The following is a 15093-nucleotide window of genomic DNA, read 5'->3' as shown; positions in this document are numbered from 1 at the left end:
ATTGCCTCATTCAACTTTCTCAATCGGAGCAAATGCGCCGAGCAAGCGCTTCAAGCCGACCGGACTCGGAAAAACAATGTCCAGCTCAACACTGTCGCCGCTGCCGCGTGTCGCGACAATTGTTCCCTGCCCCCATTTATTATGCGACACCTTGTCACCGGCGCTCCATTCTTGCGTCTGCGCTTTTTTCTGCAGGATCGGCCGTGGTTTGGCTGTCGGAGCAGCGAAGCGACGCCCGCCGCCGAACGGTGATGCGGCTTTCGATGCGAACCCGCCGGAAATGTGCTCCTCTTCCGACTCCGCTTGTTCAATAAGTTCTGCTGGAATTTCTTTAATAAAGCGCGAAGCAGGATTCGCAATCGTTTTTCCGTAAAGCATGCGCACCTGGGCATTGGTGAGGAACAGCTGCTGCTTGGCTCGAGTGATGCCGACATAAGCGAGCCGGCGCTCCTCTTCCATTTCTTCCTCATCATCGAGCGCACGCAGATGCGGGAAAATACCTTCTTCCATACCGGCAAGGAAAACAACCGGGAATTCGAGTCCTTTTGCAGAGTGCAGCGTCATCAACGTGACGGCGTCCTGTGGTGCCTGATCCTCCTGTTCCTCAATATCGGCGTCAAGCGCCAGTTCGGTCAGGAAATTGATCAACGATTTATCGTCATGATTACTCTCGAATTCCTTGGTCACCGACAGTAATTCGTCCAAGTTCTCCAGACGGCTCTGCGCTTCAATGGTTCGTTCAGCTTTCAGCGCATCACGGTATCCGGACTTGTCTAAGACTTCATCAACCAATTCGGTAACGGAAAGAAATTCCTGCATCTTCGACCAATTGAGCATCATATCGGCGAATTCTTTCATCTTCTTGGCTGTGCGCGCAGCAATGCTCGTCTGATCAACCTCACCGATCGCCTGCATCAGCGTCAGATCGTTTGCGATTGCGTAGTCGGCCAACTTATCCATTGAAGAGGCACCAATGCCGCGTTTCGGTTCATTGATCACGCGCGCCAAACTGATTTCATCATTTGGATTGGCAATCAAACGCAGATAGGCGAGCATGTCTTTAATTTCCTTGCGCTCGTAGAATTTGATACTTCCAACCATTCGATACGGAATATTTGATTTGACAAGCGTCTCTTCAATCACACGCGACTGAGCATTGGTTCGGTACAATATCGCCAGATCGGAATAGGTGAATCCATCCTGAAACAATTCACGCATCTTGCCGGCAATATAGTAACCTTCTTCCCGTTCCGTCGGTGCCCGGTAATAATTGATTTGCTGACCATCGTCATTTTCGGTCCAAAGATTCTTCGGCTTGCGGTCATGGTTGTTCTCAATCACATGATTGGCTGCATCAAGAATCTTTTTCGTTGAACGATAGTTCTGTTCCAGCATGATCACTTGAGCGTTCGGATAATCTTGCTCGAAAGAAAGGATGTTGTGAATATCCGCACCGCGCCATCCATAGATCGACTGGTCGGAGTCACCAACGACGCAGAGGTTTTTAAAGCGGTCGGCAAGCATACGCACGAGCAGATACTGCGCACGGTTGGTATCCTGATATTCATCAACGTGAATATATTGGAACTTTTTCTGATAGTATTCGAGCACTTCGGGTACCCGCTGGAACAGATGCACGGTCGTCATGATCAAGTCGTCAAAATCAAGCGATTGATTTTGCAGCAACCGTTTCTCATAATCCTGATAGACGTCGCGAACGACTTCCTGGTGCGGTCCATAGACAGTTTTTGCGAAATCCGCTGCCGTTTTCAGTTCATTTTTGGCCGCACTGATACTGCCGAGGATACTGCGCGGTGTAAATTTTTTCGGATCAAAATTCCGTTCTTTGAGGATTTGCTTGACTACCGACTGCTGATCGGTACTGTCTAAGATTGTAAAATTGCGGCTGATCCCCATGCGGTCGATGTCTCGACGAAGAATGCGCACACACATCGAGTGAAACGTGGATACCCATGTATCTTCCACAAGCGGTCCGGCAAGTTTTGCGAGCCGTTCCTTCATTTCCTTCGCCGCTTTATTGGTAAACGTAATCGCCAAAACATTCCAGGGTGCTACGTCGCGCTCGATCATTAAATAAGCCATACGATGCGTCAATACACGTGTCTTGCCGCTTCCGGCGCCCGCCATAATCAGCAGAGGCCCCTCATGGTGCTTCACCGCTTTTAATTGTTCCGGATTCAAGCCTTCCAGTAGTTCCTGTGAAAGTCGTTCCATTTAGCTCACTTCCTAAAAATAAAATGCGCTCACTGTCCAAAGAAAAAAAGGGCTGAAAAAGCAAAACCGGCGCATTCTGATTGCCTAAAGTCCCCCAGAACATCGCCGTCCATGCCTTTTTTCAAATAAAAGCAAAAGTGCTTAGTTGTTTTCCGATAAACGATCAAGGATCATTTTGTACCCTTCTGTACCGAAGTTGATGCACCGTTTCACTCGAGAAATCGTCGCTGTGCTAGCACCGGTTTCTTCCTCGATTTGATGATAGGTTTGACCGACCATCAGCATTCTTGCCACCTCTAGACGCTGCGAGAGCGATTGAATTTCGCCCATCGTGCATAAGTCATCGAAAAAACGATAGCACTCCTCACGGTCTTTCAAGGTAAGGATGGCATCGAAGAGCTGATCAAGGGCTTTTCCTCTTAATTTATCAATTTGCAACCTTGTCCATTCCTTTCTCGTCGGTTAAATCTGTCACTTCATCACTTTGCTGCAGACATTATGTCCGATGCCGATCGACAGGTATGCAACCGTTGAGCCGGCAACTTTTTTTCTATTTGGTCAATCCTGCGATTCGATCTTTTAAACTTGCAGATAAGATTCCTTTTATCATCTTACATCAATTAAGCTTGGTGATAAAGCCAGATCATCAAAATGATTTCATTCTTCACCGTGTGAAAATTTTCCTGGGCGACTTATTGTGTTTTCATTATGGCTCATTTACAGTAAAAGGGAACGCTAGCTGAAGGACGTGGCAAACGATGAAGATACTCTGGGATTTCGATGGAACAATTTTTGATACCTATCCGGTGTACACGAGACTACTCAAACAAGTACTCCCCCCATCAGTAAAAGAAAAGGATATATTTCGTCAGTTAAAGATTTCGGAAAGCACTGCGCTTGCAGCTTTTCAAGTGAATCAGGAACAGGCTCATCGCTACCATCAGCTGGTTCTCTCTTGCTCCTCGGATGCGTTCGAGCCGTTTCCATTTGTTGAACGGGTCCTGGCATCCGCCGATCAAAACGTGATCATGACGCATAAAAGCCGAGCTTCGTTGATGCAAATTTTAAAGCATCATGGGCTGGACAAGTATTTCAGCGCATACGTAACCCGAGACGACGGATTCCCGCGTAAACCGGATCCAGCATCCTATATTTATCTGGATGAGCACCATGGCTTTGATTTGGCGGTTGGCGACCGGACACTTGACATCATCCCGGCGAAAAAATTAGGCAAGAAAACATGTCTGTTTCAAAATGATGCACCGGGCGCGGACTTCTACCTCGACCGTTATGATCAGTTTTTTGATCGGGTTAAGCTATGATACGGACGTAAAAACTCACCGTCTGCTTCATGCTGGCGGCGAGTTTTCATTTGCGACTATTCAGCGTAACGGCATATCGATCCGTTTGCTAATTTTATCAACCACTTTTCGGGTTTTATCAACCGGTTTTGTGTTTTTATCGACCAGTTTGTGATTTTTATCGACCACTTTGCAAGTTTTATCAACCAGTTTACGATTTTTATCAACCACTTTACAAGTTTTATCAACCAGTTAGCGCGTTCAGCTAAATAAAAAAGCCTCCCGATGGAGACGCTATGGTCTCAAACGGAGGCTTGATGTATCGATCAGTTCGCGGTGGTTTCTTCATGTTCTTCAAGTGTTTTTTTAATATAGCCTTTGATCAGTTCAACCGATGCGTTGAATCCTTCTTGTTCTTGTTCGCTGAGGCGGTACTTGATGATCCGTTCGACACCGTTGCGGCCGAGAATGATCGGAACACCGATGGCCAGATCGTTGTGGCCGTATTCGCCATTCTGAATGACCGAAGCGGCCGTCACGACACGCGCATCGTTCAAAATCGACTTCGCAAAAAATGCCAGCGCGTTGCCAATTCCGAATTGCGTGTTCCCTTTGCGCTTATGGATTTCCCAACCAAAATGGCGTGCTGCATCTTCCACCAGATCGCGATCAATTGGGCCAAATTCATCGATATTGTCTTCTTCAAACTGATCAAGCGATTGTCCACCAACCGTGGCTTGCGACCACGCTGCGATCTGCGAGTCACCATGTTCGCCAATCATGAAGGCGTTGATGCTGCGCGGATCAACATCACCGATCACTTGCGAAAGCTGACGGCGTAAGCGCATACTGTCCAGCGCCGTTCCCGTTCCGATCACATGATTCTTCGGCAGTCCGGACAGTTTATAAAACAAGTAAGTAATGATATCGCAAGGGTTGGTCGCAATCACATACGTACCTTTGAACCCTGCTTTGCGCAGTTTCGGGACGATATCATAGGCAATCGCCGCGGTGCCTTTCAACAACTCCAAACGTGATTGGGTTGGAATCTGCGATCGTTCGGTTACCGCAACAAGAAGCACGTCACATGCCGCCAGTCCTTCCAGCGGCGCCTCAAGCACACGCGTCCGCGATGGTGTCAACTCAATACTGTCTGCAAAATCCCAAGCCTCGCCTTTCGCACGTTCGGTATCAATATCGGAAATGTACAACTCATCCGCAATATTTTCATGAAGCACTGCAGAGGCCGCCGCCTTTCCAACATTGCCGATGCCAACAACTCCCACTCGTCTGACTGTTTTGCTCACTTCAATCCTCTCCTTGTGCCTTCTGATAGATCCTTTTTTTGTGTTTAGTGACGTATATTTTACACCTTATCGATGGGTGTATCAATATTTTTCCGACTATTAGCACTTAAATGATAAATACATAATAAAAACATATTGAATACCAAACACACTCAGCTTAAAATGAGACTAATCGCTTCATACGGCGCGGCTTCCATCATTAAAAAGAAAGAACCCATGATGAACGCTCTTCTATTTCGCAAGCTTAGAAACGAAGACATTGCCGAATTTGTGGAAATGAGAAAATTGCAGCTGCTCGAAGAAGGTGCGCTGCCGACAACTGATCTCACTGAGCCGCTCAGAGACTACTTCCGTCACGCACTTGAGAATGACCGCTTTGTCTCCTGGATCGCATTGGATGATGGGAAAATTGTGGCGACAAGCGGCATGTCCTTCAGCCGCCGCCCGCCCTACTACAGCAATCCAACGGGATTTGTCGGCACACTATCCTGCATGCACACGCTCATGCCATACCGGCGAAAGGGGATCGCCAGCAAATTGCTCGATGCCGTCGTCAAGGAGGCCAAGCAGCGCCATTGTGGAAAAGTAACGATCACCGCATCCGCAATGGGCAAATACCTCTATAAAAGTTACGGATTCAAACCGAAAGACAATTATTTAGATTATGATTTGACGACGAACGATTGAGGAGCATGCGTGATGAAAATTCGCAGAATGAGAAAAGAGGATTACACGGAAATCTATCAACTCTGGACACGCAGCGACGGCATGGGTTTGCGCAGCCTCGATGATTCCGTCCAAGGCATCGAAAAGTTCTTAAAGAGAAACCCGAATACAAATTTTATCGCGGTCGCGCATCAAAAAATTGTCGGCGTCATCCTGTGCGGACATGACGGCCGCAGAGGCTACATCTATCACACAGCAGTCGACCGCAGCTATCGCCGCCAAGGAATCGGCAAGCAACTGGTAAGCGTAGGCATCGATGCCTTGAAAAAAGAGGGAATTAATAAAGTTGCCCTTGTTGTTTTCTCCACAAATCAAGCAGGAAATGAATTTTGGCAATCGATTGGGTTTGACCAACGCGAAGATCTCATATATAGAAATTTAACCATTAATGAAAAAAATAACTAAGAAATGCTCTGAGGTGACGATCAAAATGATTCGCTTAGCAATCCCATCCGATATACTGGCGCTCAAGGATCCATGTACACAACTTGGCTATGAAGAAACAGAAGCCGCTATTAAACAGCGGCTTCACTACATCCTGAACAATCCAGACAACGGCTTTTTTATCTATGAAGCTCAATCAGGATGCGTCTGCGGATGGGCGCACATCTTCGGTAAACATTTTCTTGAAGGGGTTTATGCCGAGCTCGGCGGCATCGTCGTTGACCGTGCGCATCGCAGACAAGGAATTGGCAGACAATTGCTCGAAGCATGCGAGCACTGGGCCGTTCAGCACGGCTATACCGAACTGCGCGTCCGTTCAGGAGGAACCCGGGAAAAAGCACATCAATTCTACAGGCAGCTCGGGTACGAAAATACAAAATGGCAAAAGGTCTTCAACAGGAGATTGACATGACACGCGCATTGAAACAGCCGCTTCCCGATCGCATACATATTATTGGTTCGGTGGGCAGCGGGAAAACGACCTTAGCCCGAAGGTTATCGAAGAACTATAATATACCCTATTATGAACTGGACAACGTTGTTTGGAAACGAACGTCGTCCGGCGATCTGCGAAGGAGCGATGAGGAGCGCGATCACTATTTAGAACAAATCGTTCGTTCAAAGCGATGGATCATCGAAGGCGCTCATGCGCATCACTGGGTGAACAAAAGTTTTGAAGCTGCTGACTTAATCATTTTTTTAGATCCCCCCTACTTCGTGAGAATCTATCGGATTACGAAACGCTTTATCCGACAAAAATTAAGAATAGAAGCAGCGCACTATACCCCCTCATTTAAAATTTTCAAGAAGATGTTTGAATGGAATCGCACGTTTGAAAAAGAAAGCAAACCGCAAATTGTGAACCTGCTCAGGCGCGATCCCGCTCATTCCATGATCCTAAACGATGCAGCGGAGATCGAAAAATACTTTAATTAATCATTGTGTTTGCGGATCATACAAATAAAACTTTCCTGCAACTTGATGCTATAAATGCATACTTACATCACGTTAAAACTTATCATCAAAGCAATTGCTCTTGACAAACCACCTACTAAGTGTAACTATATAGTGGTAGTCTGTAACACTGCATACCAGTCATACGAATTAGTAAAGAAGGGATTATGCTGGAAAACCTAACAGAAATGCTGAAAGGCGTACTCGAAGGCTGTGTCCTTGAAATGATCAGCCGCGGAGAAACCTACGGCTATGAAATCACGCGAACGTTGAATGCTCTTGGTTTCAGTGACGTGGTGGAAGGCACTGTCTACACCATTTTAGTGCGGCTTGAGAAAAAGAAACTCGTGGACATGGAGAAAAAGCCATCCGATATGGGACCACCGCGAAAGTTTTTTACTCTCAACGACGCGGGACGCGAGGAACTGCGGAAGTTCTGGGAAAAATGGGCTTTCCTGTCATCAAAAATGAATGAGTTAAAGGAGAGAAAAGAATGAATTTCTGGGAAAAAATCACGGGCAGTGACATGACTAAAGAATTGAGAACTTTTGAATCGCGAGCTAAAAAACTGCCGGCCGATTATCAGGTGGCATGGGAAAAAATCAAAGCCAATCTTTGGCCGCACTCAGATTTTACCGGACGCAACCTCATGCCCATTCTTGACGATGTACTTGGCCTGCTCGAAGAAACAGCAGCGGACGGGCAGAGCGTTCAAGAGGTTTTGGGTGACGATATCAAAGGCTTCTGTTCAGCACTTGCCGGCGAAGAAGGGGCAAAGTCTTTTCGCGACAAGTGGCGCAGGCAACTCAACAATACTATTGCAAAAAAATTAGGCAAATAGGAGGATAAAATGAGCATTCGAGATATCATCAAGAGCAAAAAAGAGTGGCGGGCGCACATGGCGCGTGTCAAAGCACTCCCGCAAGATTATCAGATTGTTTATAAAGAGATTCAAAAATATTTCTTTAAAGTCGGCCCAGTTGAGCTAACCAGCGGGATCGGTTTACTCTCAGGCATTGTCGATCTTTTTGAAGAGGGCGCAGCCTTGGGAAAAGGGGTGCTCGAAGTGACGGGTAGTGACGTAGCGGCTTTCTGCGACGCTCTCGTCAAAGATTCAAAAACTTACGCTGACGTCTATCAAGAAGCTGTTGACCAGAAAGTGAACAAGGCCATGAAAAAGGTTTCGGATAAAAAAAGAGGGGATCAAGATGGAAAAAGCAATTGAGGTAAAAGATTTGCGAAAGTCTTTCAAGAGCGCAGCAGTCCTGAAAGGTGTCGATTTTGAAGTAAAGCGAGGTGAGATTTTCGCCCTGCTCGGCTCCAATGGCGCGGGCAAGACAACGATTGTCAAAATACTCGCTACGCTGCTCAAACCAGATGGGGGAACCGCTACCGTTAACGGTTTTGATGTTGCGGCACATTCCGAAAACGTGCGGCAGTCGATCAGCCTGACCGGACAATTCGCCGCTGTGGACGAGATTTTGACCGGGCGAGAAAATCTGATTATGATCGCCAAGCTGCGCCATCTGAAAAATCCGCGTCAGGTAGCCGCTGATTTACTGAAGCGCTTTGGGTTGGTCGATGCCGCCGATCGCAGAGCCTCAACCTACTCAGGCGGTATGCGCCGCAGACTCGACATTGCCATGAGCCTAATTGGGAAACCGCAACTCATCTTTCTCGATGAGCCGACCACCGGACTGGATCCCGAGGCACGCATCGAGGTTTGGAACGTTGTCAAAGAACTTGCGAACAGCGGCACAACGGTATTCCTGACCACGCAATATTTAGAGGAAGCCGAGCAGCTTGCGGATCAGATTGCCATCCTGCATGAGGGAAGGATCATTGTAAGCGGCACGCTCGAGGAATTGAAAAAGCTGTTCCCGCCCGCGAAGGTAGAGTATGTAGAAAAACAGCCAAGCCTAGAGGAACTATTCCTCGCTCTCATCGGCAAGAAGGAGGAAAAGTAAATGGAAACGACAAAGAAACACTTTCTCAGTGACATTGGGGTCATGCTCGGACGTTCCATGCGTCATATTACCCGTAGCATGGACACCATCATCACAGTCTGCATCACTCCGATTGCGATGATGCTGCTGTTCGTCTACGTATTGGGCGGCGCAATTCAAGCCGGCACGGACAATTATGTAAATTATCTGCTGCCCGGCATCCTGCTGATGGCGATTGCGAGCGGCATCGCCTATACAGCTTTCCGCCTGTTCATGGATATGCAGAGCGGCATCTTCGAACGGTTCCACTCCATGCCGATTGCGCGTTCCGCCGTGCTGTGGGGGCATGTGCTGACCTCACTAGTTTCCAACGCGATTTCGGTCATCGTCATCATTCTCGTAGCACTGATTATGGGCTTTCGTTCGTCAGCAGGGATCGTGTCATGGCTTGCCGTGGCCGGTATCCTCGCGCTGGTTACACTGGCCCTGACCTGGATCGCGGTGATTCCTGGATTGACCGCAAAATCGATAGACGGCGCAAGTGCCTTCTCCTATCCGCTTATTTTTCTTCCGTTTATCAGTTCGGCCTTTGTGCCCACCGACTCGATGCCGACGGTTGTTCGCGCTTTTGCCGAAAACCAGCCGGTCACTTCAATAGTGGACGCCATCCGAGCGTTGCTGTCAAATCAGCCCGTCGGCAGCGAGATCTGGATTGCGCTCGCATGGTGCCTGGGTATCCTCATTGTTGCCTACCTGCTTGCAATGCTGGTTTACAAACGCAAAGCATTATGAGCTACGATCAGCAAATTGTTGGGAACACGATGCGCGATTAACGTCTGCAACAAAAATTCATGGATCCAGCTGTTTTGAGAGAAGTAGTAGATGGATAGAATGCAAGAACTACTTAAAGCTTAATAGGCTGATTCTTAGGATGGACGCTGATATTTTTGCTTGAACAATGTAGATTGCCTGTCTCTTTTCCTCACGCATTTTTTTGGTGTGCAGTATCGATGACCATGATACACAAAAAGGAATACCGTCAGCCGTGGTATCCTTTTTTACATGCTTCACTTTTGCATTGATTTTAGTCGTGCTTTTTCACGATTGGGATATAAATGTCGCATACTTTTCCTACGTCAGACATGCAGCGGTCATCGTAGCGTTCAAAGTCGACGCAATCTGGTGCGTACTCGTATCCTGATGTTGGAAACCATTCGCTGAAGATGTAGTTCCACGTTCCTTGAATTGCAGATACAAAGCGTTCGGCATTGCTTGGCGGCGTTGAAAACACAGCATAGGAAGCAGGTGGAATGGTGCATGTGTGGTAGCCATCCGGTACTGCTTCGCCCTCCTTTCGTTCAACACCGATCACATAATCAAAAGCGCCGTCCTGCGGATCTTCAGGAAAGCAGACCCCGTATTCATCGTGTGCTTTGACAAAGTGCTCGGCATGGAGCTTATCCATTCGCCCATCCGTCATATAGGCCTGCCAGAATGCCGGAATGGTTTTACTGTTTTCTCCATCCGATGAGGTTGTTTTAATCGCATAGCCCGCAAGTTTTACAGCAGCAAGCGTCACAAATTTTGGCTCCAAAATAATTCCTCCAGTCAAATAGTTGTTTGTGCGCGGAAGGCTCGGCGGATTCGGGCGACCGCCGCGTGCATGCAACCGGTATGTTGCCGGACTGCAGCCAAAATAACGGCGAAAAGCCTTGCTGAACCCTGAGTGCGTGTCAAATCGGTACTTCAGCGAAATATCGAGAATCCGCTTGCCTGAAGCAAGTTCGCATGCAGCAAAGGCAAGGCGGCGCTGTCGTACGTAAGCCATCACCGTATAACCCACGCCACATTGAAAGGCTCGGCAAAAATGCCACGTGGAAAATCCGGCTTGCGCCGCTAAACGTTCAGGAGTGATGTCGTCTGTAATATGTTCGTCAACATAGTCCAGCGTTTGTTGCAAGATCGCGATCGTGTCCATGAAGCATTCCCTCCAACCGTACGGTAAACCCAGTATATCAACTGCCATGGAAAGATGCTGTTCCAAAATTGCTCAGATGAATGCAAAAAAAGCGACTTGCTCAAAAAAACAAGCAAATCGCCACCGATTATCATCCTAAAGTATTTTCCTTTCTTTAAAGACCTCTTTAGCCACGGCTACAGCATTTAATGCTCGCGGAAAGCCAACGTAGACCGCGCAGTGAATGAAAACTTCAACAATTTCTTTAGCCGTTACCCCTACATTCAGCGCTCCGTTGATATGTACACGCAGCTGATTTTCAGCACCGCCGATTGACGCAAGACAGCTCAGCGTCATGCAAAAGACCTTAGAGCATGGATTTTTCAGGGTACTGCTCTTTTTCCTAGCATATGTTGTACTGATTTTCGTTTGCAGCTTATTATTGGCAGTGAGGCTTTACCACGTACCATTCATTGCCTTGTTCTTTCAATTTGTATCTGAGGCTTTAGTCTACACGTCACTAAGTTTTATGATCATTATTTTGTTTAAGCTGATTTGGGTCCCCTTGCTTTTTATAGGCTCCTACGTTTCAACAGAATATTTGACAGGAGGGCAAATCATTTTACATTCCCGAATGGTACGCGTTTCGGGGGTAATAAGGGGAGGTTTTCCGTTTATTCAAAGCAAAATCCCCCATTTTCACGTTTTTCAAGTTGATAAGCGGAATCTCTCCGTCTATTTAAGCTTCTTTTTATTCTATTTTCTAATTAAGGGGAATTTTTCCGTCTATCTATTTATCGGATTGGGTGCTTAACCTGATCCACCAACCGATAAGTGCTGAGCCTCTCGCCAGATGCGCATACTTTCTTTACCTATTAGAAAAACCGGGCAAAAAGCGCCCGGTCCCTAATCTCCAACCATGTTTGATGGGCTCGTGTCTTTTCGGCGCTGAATCGCCGCTTCGGTTACTCGCTTGCCGCGGGCGCACCGCGAGCCTCCTCAGACAGGTAAGGTATCTGCGGGGTCTCGCTGGCACGCATCAACTAAGCGCGATCCCGCAGGCGCCAGAGCCCCTCCGCTTTGATTCTTGGCCAAGACACTGGTCTAATGGTTTGAAGCCAGGGCAAAATCATATACTTTCTTATCCTATGATAAAACTTGGCTTTGCCAAGCCTCTGACAAAGGCAAAGTCACCGCCCGCGACGGCCATGGACGGCCTAGTGTTCGGTGAGCCGCAGGACGCGGCATTCTACCGAACCACTTACACTCGTTTCCTTAAATCTTTTATTTTTTATACTCTCCTACCAGTGTAAAAAAACTGCCTCCACCTATTTAGGCGAAGACAGTTTCTTAGGGCTTATTCATGTTTCGAAGCTTCCAATGCATGATGGCCGATGTCTTTTCGAAAGAATACGGCATCGGTTTGGATGCTTTCGAGATCATTATTGACTGCGTCGCGAGCGGAACGCAGATCGTCACCGAGCCTGGTGACGAGCAGCACGCGGCCGCCATTCGTCAGCCAATCTGCGTCGGACTTTTTCGTTCCGGCGTGGAAAAGCAAGGCTTCTTCCGGGAGTGCGTCGAGATCACCAAGCTTTTGTGCTTTTTCGTAGCTGCCGGGGTATCCGCTTGACGCAAGCACAACGCCCACAGCTGTTTTTTCACTCCATGCGAGCTGTGGTTGCTTGCCGTCCAAAACGTCAAGCACCGTTTGCACGAAGTCCGACTCCAGCCGAGGCAGAACAACTTGTGTTTCCGGATCGCCGAAACGGCAGTTGAATTCGATCACTTTCGGTCCGGCCGCGGTCAGCATCAATCCGGCATAGAGCACACCGGTGAAGGAGCAACCTTCTTGAACCATGCCTGCAGCAGTCGGCTGAAGGATTGTCCGCACGGCCTCATCGACAATCGTTTGCGCGATTTGCGGAACCGGCGAGTAAGCACCCATGCCGCCGGTGTTCGGTCCTTGATCGCCTTCAAATGCCCGTTTATGATCCTGAGCAATGTCCAGCGGTACAACTTTTTCTCCATTCACCAAAGCCATCAATGAAAACTCTTCACCTTCAAGGTATTCCTCAATCACAACACGTGACCCAGCCTCGGCAAATTTCTTGTCCTTCATGATTGCTTTTAAACCGGCCGCAGCTTCTGCCATGGTCAACGCAACGATAACGCCTTTGCCGGCAGCGAGACCATCGGCTTTCAGCACGATTGGCGCGCCAACCTTTTGCAGATAGTCACTGGCTTCTGCGTAGTCGGTAAACGTTCGGTAGTGGGACGTTGGAATTTTATATTTTTCCATAATTGCTTTTGCAAAAGCCTTGCTGCCTTCAATTTGCGCCGCTGCTTTTGACGGGCCGAAAACGTTTAGACCTCTTGCTGCAAAAACGTCGACAATACCAGCGACGAGCGGTTGTTCCGGTCCAACAAGGGTCAGTTCAATCTGATTCTTTTCTGCAAAATCAGCGAGTGCTTCGAAGTCCATCAAATCGATGGGCACGCATTCGGCAACAGCCGATATGCCGTCGCTGCCCGGTGCAGCGTAAACCTGGTCAACAAGCTTGCTCTGCGATGCTTTCCAAGCCATCGCATGTTCGCGGCCACCGCCGCCGACAATCAACACATTCATGGTCGTTCTCCTTTCGAAAAGCGAATCAAATTAATGTTTGAAGTGACGCATACCAGTAAAGACCATCGCAATGTTGTATTTGTTGGCCATATCGATCGATTCTTGATCGCGGATCGAACCGCCCGGTTGGATGATTGCGGTGATGCCGGCTTTGGCCGCTTCTTCGACCGTATCGCTCATTGGAAAATAGGCGTCTGAGGAAAGCACGGCACCCTTTGTCTTTTCGCCCGCTTCTTCAAGTGCAATTTTCGCAGCGCCGACACGGTTCGTTTGACCGCCGCCCATGCCGACCATCAGTCCGTTATTCACCAGCGCGATGGCGTTAGACTTTACGTGTTTGACGATCGTCCAAGCAAATTTCAAGCTTTCCAATTCCGCTTCGGTCGGCCTGCGGTCGGTGACGACTTTCAGATTTTCTTCAATGTCCGCGTAGCCCTTGGTGTCTAGATCCTGAACAAGCATGCCGCCGCGAACGGATGTATATTGGGCAAACTCTTGATTGTCATCCGTGAATTTGACTTGCAATAGACGCAGATTTTTCTTCTTATGTTCCAAAATGGCAATCGCTTTCTCAGAATAAGAAGGCGCGATGATAATCTCGAGGAAAATGCTATGCAGCTTTTCAGCTAAGGCGGCGTCTACTTCCCGATTTAACGCGACAATACCGCCGAAAATCGAAACCGGATCCGCTTCATACGCTTTGTCATAGGCTTCGTTAATAGTTTCGCCAATCCCAATACCGCATGGATTCATATGCTTGACGGCAACGGCAGCCGGTTGCTTGAATTCCTTGACAATACCGAGAGCTGCATCTGCGTCGCGAATGTTATTGTAAGAAAGTTCTTTACCATGGAGTTGTTTCGCAGCTGCGATGGTCGATTCGTTTTTAATCGGTTCGCTGTAGAAAGCAGCCATTTGATGCGGATTTTCACCGTAGCGAAGCGCCTGCTTCTTTTCATAAGTCAGGGTCAGCTTTTCCGGGAATTCTTCGCCGACTTGTTTGGTAAAGTAGTCGGCAATTAATGCGTCGTAAGCCGCTGTGTGGCGGAACACCTTGGCGGCCAGCTTCTGTTTCAATGCAAAAGGAACCTCTGCGTTTTCATCGAGGCTTTCGGCAACCCGATCATAATCTGCCGGATCGCAGACAACGGTAACGCTGCGATGATTCTTCGCTGCGGAGCGGAGCATGCTCGGCCCACCGATGTCAATGTTCTCAACGGCATCATCATAAGCGACATCCAGTTTTGAAATCGTTTCTTTGAAAGGATACAAGTTGACCACAACAAAATCGATCGGCTGAATGCCGAGATCCTTGATCGCATCCATATGTTCTTTTTTGTCGCGAACCGCTAAAAGGCCACCGTGAACGGCCGGATGCAACGTTTTGACGCGTCCGTCAAGAATTTCCGGAAAATCTGTGATTTCGCTGATCGACATCACCGGAATCCCGGCGTTTTCAATCGCTTTTTTGGTACCGCCGGTTGAGATGATCTCAATTCCCGCATCGACTAATTTTTGTACAAAATCAATAAGCCCTGTCTTGTCAGAAACACTGACTAATGCTCGTTTTGCCACTTCGCTACTTCCTTTCTTT

General features: G+C 48.0%; 17 protein-coding genes. 10 read left to right on the top strand and 7 right to left on the bottom strand.

Features of this window, described 5'->3' with window-relative positions:
- Nucleotides 1-6: 6 nt before the first annotated feature.
- Both pcrA and AA84_RS0107130 read right to left on the bottom strand, forming a co-directional pair.
- Nucleotides 7-2235, bottom strand: a complete 2229-nt coding sequence (gene pcrA / locus AA84_RS0107135) for a DNA helicase PcrA (protein ID WP_010025126.1) — start codon at nt 2233-2235, stop codon at nt 7-9.
- Between the two features lie 141 nt (nt 2236-2376).
- Nucleotides 2377-2673: a YerC/YecD family TrpR-related protein gene (locus AA84_RS0107130; protein WP_010025127.1), complete on the bottom strand. Its 297-nt coding sequence runs from the start codon at nt 2671-2673 to the stop codon at nt 2377-2379.
- A gap of 320 nt (nt 2674-2993) precedes the next feature.
- Between AA84_RS0107130 and AA84_RS0107125 the strand changes: the two genes are divergently transcribed.
- Nucleotides 2994-3557, top strand: coding sequence for an HAD-IA family hydrolase (locus tag AA84_RS0107125; RefSeq protein ID WP_028976626.1), 564 nt, complete (start codon nt 2994-2996; stop codon nt 3555-3557).
- A gap of 305 nt (nt 3558-3862) precedes the next feature.
- Here the strand turns inward: AA84_RS0107125 and AA84_RS0107115 are convergent, their stop codons facing one another.
- Nucleotides 3863-4843 (bottom strand): L-lactate dehydrogenase, encoded by a 981-nt coding sequence (locus AA84_RS0107115; protein WP_028976625.1) that lies wholly within the window; start codon nt 4841-4843, stop codon nt 3863-3865.
- 219 nt (nt 4844-5062) lie between these two features.
- On the opposite strand from AA84_RS0107115, the gene AA84_RS0107110 reads away from it, so the two are divergent.
- The 9 genes from AA84_RS0107110 to AA84_RS0107070 all read left to right on the top strand — a co-directional run bounded on the left by AA84_RS0107110 (nt 5063) and on the right by AA84_RS0107070 (nt 9705).
- Nucleotides 5063-5530: a GNAT family N-acetyltransferase gene (locus AA84_RS0107110; protein ID WP_028976624.1), complete on the top strand. Its 468-nt coding sequence runs from the start codon at nt 5063-5065 to the stop codon at nt 5528-5530.
- 12 nt (nt 5531-5542) lie between these two features.
- Nucleotides 5543-5974, top strand: coding sequence for a GNAT family N-acetyltransferase (locus AA84_RS0107105; protein WP_028976623.1), 432 nt, complete (start codon nt 5543-5545; stop codon nt 5972-5974).
- 25 nt (nt 5975-5999) lie between these two features.
- Nucleotides 6000-6425: a GNAT family N-acetyltransferase gene (locus tag AA84_RS18350; RefSeq protein WP_051577864.1), complete on the top strand. Its 426-nt coding sequence runs from the start codon at nt 6000-6002 to the stop codon at nt 6423-6425.
- Nucleotides 6422-6949: an AAA family ATPase gene (locus AA84_RS0107095; protein WP_037563184.1), complete on the top strand. Its 528-nt coding sequence runs from the start codon at nt 6422-6424 to the stop codon at nt 6947-6949. The genes AA84_RS18350 and AA84_RS0107095 overlap by 4 nt, the downstream gene beginning before the upstream one ends.
- 185 nt (nt 6950-7134) lie before the next feature.
- Nucleotides 7135-7464 carry a PadR family transcriptional regulator gene (locus AA84_RS0107090; protein WP_028976621.1) on the top strand — a complete coding sequence of 110 codons (330 nt, stop codon included), beginning with the start codon at nt 7135-7137 and terminating at the stop codon, nt 7462-7464.
- Nucleotides 7461-7808 (top strand): DUF1048 domain-containing protein, encoded by a 348-nt coding sequence (locus AA84_RS0107085; protein WP_028976620.1) that lies wholly within the window; start codon nt 7461-7463, stop codon nt 7806-7808. Before AA84_RS0107090 ends, AA84_RS0107085 begins: the two co-directional genes overlap by 4 nt.
- Before the next feature lie 9 nt (nt 7809-7817).
- Nucleotides 7818-8192 (top strand): DUF1048 domain-containing protein, encoded by a 375-nt coding sequence (locus tag AA84_RS0107080; protein ID WP_028976619.1) that lies wholly within the window; start codon nt 7818-7820, stop codon nt 8190-8192.
- Nucleotides 8176-8934, top strand: coding sequence for an ABC transporter ATP-binding protein (locus AA84_RS0107075; protein WP_028976618.1), 759 nt, complete (start codon nt 8176-8178; stop codon nt 8932-8934). Before AA84_RS0107080 ends, AA84_RS0107075 begins: the two co-directional genes overlap by 17 nt.
- Nucleotides 8935-9705, top strand: a complete 771-nt coding sequence (locus AA84_RS0107070) for an ABC transporter permease (protein WP_028976617.1) — start codon at nt 8935-8937, stop codon at nt 9703-9705.
- A gap of 292 nt (nt 9706-9997) precedes the next feature.
- On the opposite strand, the gene AA84_RS0107065 is transcribed toward AA84_RS0107070, so the two are convergent.
- The 4 genes from AA84_RS0107065 to purH all read right to left on the bottom strand — a co-directional run bounded on the left by AA84_RS0107065 (nt 9998) and on the right by purH (nt 15074).
- Nucleotides 9998-10891 (bottom strand): AraC family transcriptional regulator, encoded by an 894-nt coding sequence (locus AA84_RS0107065; RefSeq protein WP_028976616.1) that lies wholly within the window; start codon nt 10889-10891, stop codon nt 9998-10000.
- Nucleotides 10892-11026: 135 nt separating this feature from the next.
- A complete protein-coding gene (locus AA84_RS17375) occupies nt 11027-11227 on the bottom strand; it encodes a carboxymuconolactone decarboxylase family protein (RefSeq protein ID WP_037563183.1) in 201 nt (66 codons plus the stop codon).
- Nucleotides 11228-12227: 1000 nt separating this feature from the next.
- Nucleotides 12228-13499, bottom strand: a complete 1272-nt coding sequence (gene purD / locus AA84_RS0107045) for a phosphoribosylamine--glycine ligase (RefSeq protein WP_028976613.1) — start codon at nt 13497-13499, stop codon at nt 12228-12230.
- A gap of 30 nt (nt 13500-13529) precedes the next feature.
- Nucleotides 13530-15074 carry a bifunctional phosphoribosylaminoimidazolecarboxamide formyltransferase/IMP cyclohydrolase gene (purH, locus tag AA84_RS0107040; RefSeq protein WP_028976612.1) on the bottom strand — a complete coding sequence of 515 codons (1545 nt, stop codon included), beginning with the start codon at nt 15072-15074 and terminating at the stop codon, nt 13530-13532.
- Between the last annotated feature and the right edge of the window lie 19 nt (nt 15075-15093).

The sequence above is a fragment of the Sporolactobacillus terrae DSM 11697 genome (assembly GCF_000648615.1).
Classification (GTDB): Bacteria; Bacillota; Bacilli; order Bacillales; family Sporolactobacillaceae; genus Sporolactobacillus; species Sporolactobacillus terrae.
Note: the sequence above shows the minus strand (reverse complement) of the source record. Positions and strands in the feature narration are given on the sequence as shown.

Excerpts from the sequence above, each read along its gene's own strand:
- pcrA (WP_010025126.1), bottom strand. The coding sequence starts at position 2,235 with ATGGAACGACTTTCACAGGAACTACTGGAAGGCTTGAATCCGGAACAA.
- AA84_RS0107125 (WP_028976626.1), top strand. The coding sequence starts at position 2,994 with ATGAAGATACTCTGGGATTTCGATGGAACAATTTTTGATACCTATCCG.
- AA84_RS0107110 (WP_028976624.1), top strand. The coding sequence starts at position 5,063 with ATGAACGCTCTTCTATTTCGCAAGCTTAGAAACGAAGACATTGCCGAA.
- AA84_RS0107105 (WP_028976623.1), top strand. The coding sequence starts at position 5,543 with ATGAAAATTCGCAGAATGAGAAAAGAGGATTACACGGAAATCTATCAA.
- AA84_RS18350 (WP_051577864.1), top strand. The coding sequence starts at position 6,000 with ATGATTCGCTTAGCAATCCCATCCGATATACTGGCGCTCAAGGATCCA.
- AA84_RS0107095 (WP_037563184.1), top strand. The coding sequence starts at position 6,422 with ATGACACGCGCATTGAAACAGCCGCTTCCCGATCGCATACATATTATT.
- AA84_RS0107090 (WP_028976621.1), top strand. The coding sequence starts at position 7,135 with ATGCTGGAAAACCTAACAGAAATGCTGAAAGGCGTACTCGAAGGCTGT.
- AA84_RS0107085 (WP_028976620.1), top strand. The coding sequence starts at position 7,461 with ATGAATTTCTGGGAAAAAATCACGGGCAGTGACATGACTAAAGAATTG.
- AA84_RS0107080 (WP_028976619.1), top strand. The coding sequence starts at position 7,818 with ATGAGCATTCGAGATATCATCAAGAGCAAAAAAGAGTGGCGGGCGCAC.
- AA84_RS0107075 (WP_028976618.1), top strand. The coding sequence starts at position 8,176 with ATGGAAAAAGCAATTGAGGTAAAAGATTTGCGAAAGTCTTTCAAGAGC.
- AA84_RS0107070 (WP_028976617.1), top strand. The coding sequence starts at position 8,935 with ATGGAAACGACAAAGAAACACTTTCTCAGTGACATTGGGGTCATGCTC.
- AA84_RS0107065 (WP_028976616.1), bottom strand. The coding sequence starts at position 10,891 with ATGGACACGATCGCGATCTTGCAACAAACGCTGGACTATGTTGACGAA.
- AA84_RS17375 (WP_037563183.1), bottom strand. The coding sequence starts at position 11,227 with ATGACGCTGAGCTGTCTTGCGTCAATCGGCGGTGCTGAAAATCAGCTG.
- purD (WP_028976613.1), bottom strand. The coding sequence starts at position 13,499 with ATGAATGTGTTGATTGTCGGCGGCGGTGGCCGCGAACATGCGATGGCT.